Origin of the sequence: Streptomyces sp. NPDC020192 (genome assembly GCF_044388685.1) — a bacterium.
Classification (GTDB): domain Bacteria; phylum Actinomycetota; class Actinomycetes; order Streptomycetales; family Streptomycetaceae; genus Streptomyces.
In genome coordinates, this window is sequence record NZ_JBIRXG010000081.1 from 1 (window position 1) to 7138 (window position 7138).

At 68.4% G+C, this 7138-nt stretch carries 4 protein-coding genes and 3 pseudogenes; 1 reads left to right on the forward strand and 6 read right to left on the reverse strand.

The window, feature by feature from the left end; genetic code table 11:
* Window positions 1–142 precede the first annotated feature (142 nt).
* The 5 genes and pseudogenes from ACH47Z_RS46605 to ccrA form a co-directional block, all read right to left on the reverse strand.
* The gene (locus ACH47Z_RS46605; protein WP_399086550.1) at window positions 143–976 is read right to left on the reverse strand and encodes a BTAD domain-containing putative transcriptional regulator; all 834 of its coding nucleotides are present in this window, start codon (window positions 974–976) and stop codon (window positions 143–145) included.
* Between the two features lie 459 nt (window positions 977–1435).
* Window positions 1436–2437: pseudogene (locus ACH47Z_RS46610) on the reverse strand (beta-ketoacyl-ACP synthase 3).
* On the reverse strand, window positions 2437–2817 hold the full coding sequence (locus tag ACH47Z_RS46615; protein WP_399086553.1) for a hypothetical protein: 381 nt from the start codon (window positions 2815–2817) through the stop codon (window positions 2437–2439). The pseudogene ACH47Z_RS46610 and the gene ACH47Z_RS46615 overlap by 1 nt, the downstream one beginning before the upstream one ends.
* Window positions 2814–4187, reverse strand: coding sequence for an AMP-binding protein (locus tag ACH47Z_RS46620; protein ID WP_399086556.1), 1374 nt, complete (start codon window positions 4185–4187; stop codon window positions 2814–2816). Before ACH47Z_RS46620 ends, ACH47Z_RS46615 begins: the two co-directional genes overlap by 4 nt.
* A gap of 28 nt (window positions 4188–4215) precedes the next feature.
* Window positions 4216–5530, reverse strand: a pseudogene (gene ccrA, locus ACH47Z_RS46625) (crotonyl-CoA carboxylase/reductase).
* Window positions 5531–5585: 55 nt separating this feature from the next.
* On the opposite strand from ccrA, the pseudogene ACH47Z_RS46630 reads away from it, so the two are divergent.
* Window positions 5586–6430: pseudogene (locus ACH47Z_RS46630) on the forward strand (IS5 family transposase).
* A 94-nt stretch (window positions 6431–6524) separates the two neighbouring features.
* Here the strand turns inward: ACH47Z_RS46630 and ACH47Z_RS46635 are convergent.
* Window positions 6525–6887, reverse strand: a complete 363-nt coding sequence (locus ACH47Z_RS46635) for a hypothetical protein (protein WP_399086559.1) — start codon at window positions 6885–6887, stop codon at window positions 6525–6527.
* Window positions 6888–7138 lie beyond the last annotated feature (251 nt).

The following is a 7138-nucleotide window of genomic DNA, read 5'->3' on the forward strand; positions in this document are numbered from 1 at the left end:
GGGCCCTCAGCCTGCCCCACCCACGAAAAACCCCACCCCACAGATACAACGTCCCCGTCAGCAAGCTGACGGGGACTCATGAAGGATCGAGGTTAAGGCGGCTTCTGCCAGGCGGAAGGGCTTCCGTGCAGAGCCTTTTCTCTCATCCTGTGGGACGGGACGGGACCGTCAGTTCCCGAAGGAAGAGCTCGGACCGCTGGTCGGCCTCCAATGATGAATCGCGGCGAAGAATTCCCTGCAGGACCGTCTGTAAGTGCGTGGACGGTTCTATTCCTAATTCGTTCCGCAGGTTCTGTTGAAGTTTTCGGAAAGTCTCGATTGCCTGTCCAGGCCGACCCGAGCGGTACAACGAGATCATCAGAAGGGAATGCATATTCTCGTGCAGTGGATGCTGGACGACCAACCCGGACAGTTCCCCTATGAGCTCGTGATGCCGGCCCAGGCGCAGGTCGGCCTCGATGCGCTGCTCGATGGCGCACATGTGCTGTTCTTCGAGGGATGTGCGGTGGGCCAGCAGATGTGGACCGACCCGCACGTCCGCCAGAGCTGGACCACGCCAGAAAGCGAGCGCCTTGTGCAGCACTGCCGAGGCCCGGCTGCTGTCGCCCGCGACCAGCGCGTTGCGGCCGATGTCGGCATACCGGGTGAAAAGCCTGGCGTCGTGGTTGCCTGTATAGGACGCCAGCCGGTATCCCCAGCCGGTGTACGTCAGCACATCGTGGGTGACTTCCGCGCTGCTGACCTGTAGGCTCTCCGCCAGTAGCCGTCTCAGGAGCACGATGTAGGTCTGCACCGTCGTGACCACGCTGGTCGGTGGGCTGCTCTCCCATAGTTCGTCCACCATGAGGTCGACCGAGACGACCTGGTCGGCCCGAGCCGCCAATAGCGCCAGTAGTCGCCGGGGTTTGGGTGCGCTGGGCACTGCATCCCGGCCATGGGCGCCGACGACCAGAGGCCCGAGAATCCCGATGTCCATTGCTTCCCCCACTAGAAGTCGCGTGTGAATGGGAGTGGATTCGAGCACATTGGTGCATGTGGACGTGAATTTGAAAAACTTTCGGTCACGGTGATCATATGATGATTGACGCGGCAAGTGTCAAGCGTGACCGAGAAGCGCCCCTTCGGTTGTCTTTCCGTCTTCTTGACCTCCTTTCGACTTCTCCTCTGTTGACGATCTACCCGGCAGTGGCCCCGGCTGTCCGGTCGGTGCGGTGTTGCGGCCTTTTCGGTCATTGTCGGGCGGGGAAGTGACGGCGGGTGCCCGATCCGTGACAGGACCAAACTGTGATGCCTGCGACCGGCATCATAGGCGCATTCGAAGGTCATCTTCCTGTAACTGCGTTCACCTAATTATTTGGCGGCGGTATTGGGTGGTCGGCGAGGCCGGCCGGTGCATGGCCGGACGCCCTCGTCGTTTCCGCCGGGCCGGGATCCGTCAGGGCAGGGTGACCACCATGGCGGCATGCGCCAGACCGGCTCCCGAAACCGCGAGCAGGGCCAGGCCGCCGCCGTCCACGGCACCTTCGGCCAGCATGCGTTCCATCGCCAGCGGAATGGAAGCGGCCGAGGTGTTGCCGGTGTCCGTCACATCCCGGGCCATGGCCACGTGCGGTGGCAGCCCGAGGGCTGTTGCGGACGCTTCGACGATGCGCAGATTGGTCTGGTGCGGGATGAACGCGGCCAGCTCCGACAACTCGGTCCCGGCTGCGGCGAGCGCCCGCCGGCCGCCTCCGGGACGGTCCCGATCGCCCACCGGTAGACGCTGGGGCCGTTCATCCGCAGGGTCGGCCAGGTGGACCCCTCGTCGCCCAATTCCAGTCACGAGCCGGAGTGCGCGATGACGTCCTTGTGCTCGCCCTCCGCGCCCCAGACCACCGGCCCGATCCCGGGGGTGTCGGCCGGGCCGATCACCACGGCACCGGCGCCGTCGCCGAACAGGAACGCCGTGCCCCGGTCCCGGGGGTCGACGATGTCGCTCATCTTCTCCGAGCCGACCACCACGACATACCTGTCGGCCCCGGACCTGACCAGTGAGTCGGCCAGCGCCAGCGCATGGCAGAAACCGGCACGGGCCGCGCTCACATCGACTGCTCCGGCGGACCGGGCGCGCATCAGATGGGCTGCCTCCGGCGCGGCGGCGGGGGACTGTTCCAGATGGGACATGGTCGCCAGCAGGACCATGTCGACCGCCTCAGCGGCCACCCCGGCCTGGGCAAGTGCTGTGAGCGAGGCGGCGACCGCCATGCTGACCACGGTCTCGTCCGGGGCGCCGAAGCGCCGCGTCGCGATCCCGGAACGCCGGCGGATCCACTCGTCGCTGGAGTCGATCAACTCGGCCGATCTCGTCGTTGTGCACCACCCGGCTCGGCCGGTAGGCGCCCACCCCGATGATCCGGGAGCCGGCCACCGCGGCGGTCGTACTGAGCCGGCCCGTCATCACGCCTCCCGCACCGGGGCCGGGCGGAACTCGCCCGCCAGATAGCGGCGGCGGGCCTCGCGGCGCTGCACCTTGCCGCTGGAGGTCTTCGGCAGCGCTCCACGGCGAACGAGCACGATCTCCTCCATCCGCAGGCGCTGCCCGTCCTGGACGGCATCGCGCACCCGATCCCGCAGCGCGTCACCGCCGCCGTTGCGCAACACCCGGCCGTCGGCCTCGACCAGCAGGACCACGAGCTCCGTGTGCCCGTCGTCCACGGCGAAGGCCGCGGCACAGTTCGGGTGCGGCGCCGGGTCCGCCGACTCCGCCGACAGTTCGATGTCCTGCGGGTAGTAGTTACGGCCCTGGTGGATGACCACATCCTTCAGCCGGCCTGTCACGAAGACCTCGCCGCCGTGCAGGAAGCCCAGGTCACCGGTCCGCAGCCAGGTGCCGTGCCGCTCCTGCCCGACGATCCGGGCACCGAAGACCTCCGCGCTGTCCGTCGGCCGCCGTGGTAACCACGGGCGACGCAGGGGCCGTTGATCCAGATCTCGCCGACCCGGTCGGCCGGCTGGGCGGTGCCCGTGGCGGGATCCGCGACGGACACGTGCGAACTGCCCACGGTCACCCCGCACCCCACCACCGCCACGCCGCCCGGCTCCGACCCGGCCAGCGGGACCACCCGACCCTCCTGCAGCGCCTCGGCGTCGAGGCACAGCAGAGTGGGTTCACGATCCTCCGGGCCGCCGCTGAGCTTCAGGGTGTTCTCGGCCAGGCCGTAGCCCGGGCACATGGCCTGTGGGCGGAAACCCGCCGGCGCGTACGCCTGGGTGAAGGCGCGCACCGTCGCCCAGCGCACCGGCTCAGCCCCATTGACCGCGACCCGCCAGGACGAGAGATCCAGCCCGGGCGAGAGGCCGGCGTCCAAGGCCGAGCGTACGCACCGCTCGTACGCGAAACTGGGCGCGGCGGCGTGGGTGCCACGGAACCAGGAGATCGCCTCCAGCCAGCGCGCGGGACGACGGATGAATGCCTGCGGGGCCATCAGGTAGGCGGGGATGCCCGACCACAGCGGCATCACCACGCCGAACATCAGGCCCATGTCGTGGAAGAGCGGCAGCCAGTTGACCACCGTTCCGTCGGAGCGGACGGGCCACAGCTCGACCGTCTCTGCCACACTGCTGCGGAAGTTGGCGTGGGTGACCTCGACGCCCTTCGGGTCCCCGGTGGAGCCGGAGGTGTATTGCAACAGCGCGATGCCGTCCGGACCGGGCGCAGTCCAGGCCCAGTCGCCGGCTGAGAAGTCCCGCATCGACTCGGTGCCGAGCAGGGTCAGCCCGGCCAGCTCCGGCAGGCCGCCGAAGCTCTCCTCCAACTCCCGCTTGACAGCGGACGTGGTGAGCATCGTCGACGTACCGGCGTCGTCGGCGATACGGCGCACCCGCTGCATACCGCTGCGCCTGGTCGGCACCTGCACGGGCGCACCCGCGATCCCGGCATACATACAGGCCAGCAGCGTCGAGACGAACTCCAGGCCCGACGGATACAGCAGGACGGCGGCGCCGCCGCCCAGACCGCCGCGCTGAGGGAGGCCGCGCGCCCGGGCGGCGGAGCCGAGCTGACGGTAGGTCAGCATCTCCTCGGGTGCCTCGCCGTCGCGCAGGAAGACGTACGCGACGGTGTCGGGTTGTCTCTCGCCGCGCAGCCGCAAGCTCTCCTGGAGGGTGGCAGCCACCTGGGCCAGTGATTCGAAAGCGATGGCGGTCATGGTTGGGCACACCTCGTTTCGCGGTCCGTTACGGCGTTGACCTGAGCGGGTTGAGCCACTGCTCGCCCAGCCGGGCGCGTAGCTGGTGGTCGGTGACGCCGAGACCGGGTTCGGGTGCCATGCAGAGCACGCCGACCTTGCCCGTGTGGGAGTTGGTCTGCACGAGCCGGGTCGCCTCGGTCGCCTCGGCGAGCGGGTACACCGTGGACAGCACCGGGGCCAGCTTGCCCAGCCGGCTCAGCCGCATCGTCTCGGTGGCTTCGCCGACGTTCATGCCGTGGCTGCCGACCACGCGCTTCAGGTTCATCCAGAAATAGCGGTCGTCGAAGCTGTGCTCGAATCCCGAGCTCGAACCGCAGGTGACGATGGCCCCGCCGCGGCGGGCCACGATCACGGAGAGACCGAAGGTCGCCTTGCCGACGTAGTCGAAGACGATGTGCGGATCCTCACCCACCGCCTGCCGGATCGCCCGGCCGAGCCGCTTGGCGAGCTTCACCGTCGGCGGGCCCGGCTCCGGCTGGACCCCGATGCCCATCTCCTGACGGTTGAGATCATGACGTCGCAGCCGAGCTTGCGGACCAGGTCCGCTCCTCCGAGCTGACGACTCCCACAGGGATGCCCCCGCCGTTCTGCCCCATCTGGACGGCGAACGAGCCGAGCCCGCCCGACGCTCCCCAGATCAGCACGACGCCCTGCTTCGTCCGGGCACCCTTGTCACTGATCAGCATCCGGTACGCGGTGCTGCCGCACAGCGGGATACAGGCGGCTTCTTCCCAGGTCAGGTGAGCAGGTTTGGGCATCAACTGGCCGGAGCGGACCACGGTGTACTGGGCCAGACCGCCGAAGTTGGTCTCATAACCCCAGGCCCGCATGTCGGACAGCATGCTGTCCGCGTGCGTCAACGCGTCCTCGGCGTCCGCCGCCACGGGACAGGCAGCGACATGGTCGCCCACCGACCACCGGCGCACGGCGGAACCGGTCCGCACGACGATCCCCGTCGCGTCCGAGCCGAGTACATCGAACGGCTGGTCGTGCCGGGCGTCCCAGCGGCCCGCCTTGGCCATCTGCTTCAGCGCGTCGAACGTGGAGACGGGCTCGAACATCGCGGACCACACGGTGTTGTAGTTGATCGAGCTGGCCATGACCGCCAGCAGCACCTCGTCGGGTGCCAGTTCCGGCATCGCGACCCGGCCCACCCGCAACGACTTGCGTACGTCCTTGTCGGTGGCACCCACGAAAACGTCGACGTCCTCCTGCCGCAGATGGGCGGCCAGGAAAGCGTCCGGTACCGGAATACGACTCAATTCGTCCGGATCGGCGCCCCGGAGAACAGTCTCGGTCAATGCTTCCGTGTCACCTGGGCAGTTTCGTTTGGATCGGTCGGTCGTTGGCCCGGTTGTGCCGTTGACCGACGCGCAGTGGGCGCGGATCGAGCCGATACTCCCGGACCGGACACCAAAGCGGGGTGGCCGCTGGCGGGACCATCGCGAGGTGATCGACGCGATCGCCTACACGTTCCAGACCGGCACGCAGTGGGTCCACCCGCCGGAGAAGTACGGCAACTGGCGAGGCGTCTACAACCGGCTGCGGATGTGGGCCGTGGACGGCACCTGGGAGCGGGTGTTCACCGCTCTGGTGGCCCAGGCCGATGCGGACGAGGACCTCGGCTGGGCCGTCTTGGTCGACTCCACGATCGTGCGGGCCCACCAGCACGCGGCCGGGGCCCGCAAAAAGGGGCCCCGGCCAGCGAACCGGCCGACCACGCCATCGGCCGGTCCCGCGGCGGACTGACCACGAAGATCCACCTCGCCGCAGATGCCCGCTGCCGGCCCCTCGCGTTCGTCCTCACCGCCGGACAGGTCGGCGACGCACCCGCCGTCACCGACGACATGGCCCACCTGCGCGTTCCCCGCCGGCGAGGACGAGCCCGCACCAGGCCGGAGTTGGTCCTGGCCGACAAGGCGTACTCCTCCCGCGCGATCCGCGAGCACCTGCGCAGGCGCGGCATCCGGGCAGTGATCCCTGTCCCGGCGGACCAGTGCAGCCACCGGCTTCGTCGGGGCAGCCGAGGCGGCAGGCCGCCGGCCTTCGATCGCGAGACCTACAAGCAGCGCAACACCGTCGAGCGGTGCATCAACCGCCTGAAACAGTGGCGAGGCATCGCCACCCGCTACGAGAAGACCGCCACCATCTACCTGGCCGGACTTCACATCGCGGGCATCTCTCTCTGGTCCGCCCGGTGATCCGAACGAAACTGCCTAGCCTCACTTCGGACCGAATGAAATTCTCGGCCTGCGGAATGCCGACGCTACGGGAGGAAGATGCCCGTCGACACCCCTATGCCGACCCCTTAAATGCTCCAGGAGTCGGCAAGGGAATGTCGGTGTCGTCGTTGTCCCACGGCGGCTGGTCCATGAGACGGAGATAGAGTTGCGCCGCGCCGCCGTCGACCATGTTCAACATCGCGACTACGAGCCAGAGGAATGCGATGCCGGTGGATTGCCGGGCGGCACGCCGTGACCTCGTCGGGTGATCGCGGTCGGCGCGGGAAAGCAGCGCGTCGGCCATGTGGACCAGCGCTACCGCCACCGAACAGGCCACCCCGGCGACGGCGGCGGTCAACGCGCCGGCCGCCGCCAGGACGGACCCCGTGGGCCCGCGGCGCTTCTCCATTGGGGGGCCGGTCCACAACGATGACATGATCCGGGCTCCTTGCGACGATGATGCCCGATTCTGACGGGCTTGCCGTGCCGGTCGGAACCCCTAATACAGGGCGCCCGGCCCACCCCTAGCCTCGGGCTTTCGCGAGTGAGGTTGTCCGGGTCTTGATCAAATAAGTGGAGAGTGCTGCTGACCTGGGGTGGTCTTGCAGGCCGGGTCGGTGCTGCTGGTCGGGACGGTCCGCAAGTGCGGTCTGGAGGCCGCGATATCGGCGGTGCTGAAGCCGTGGC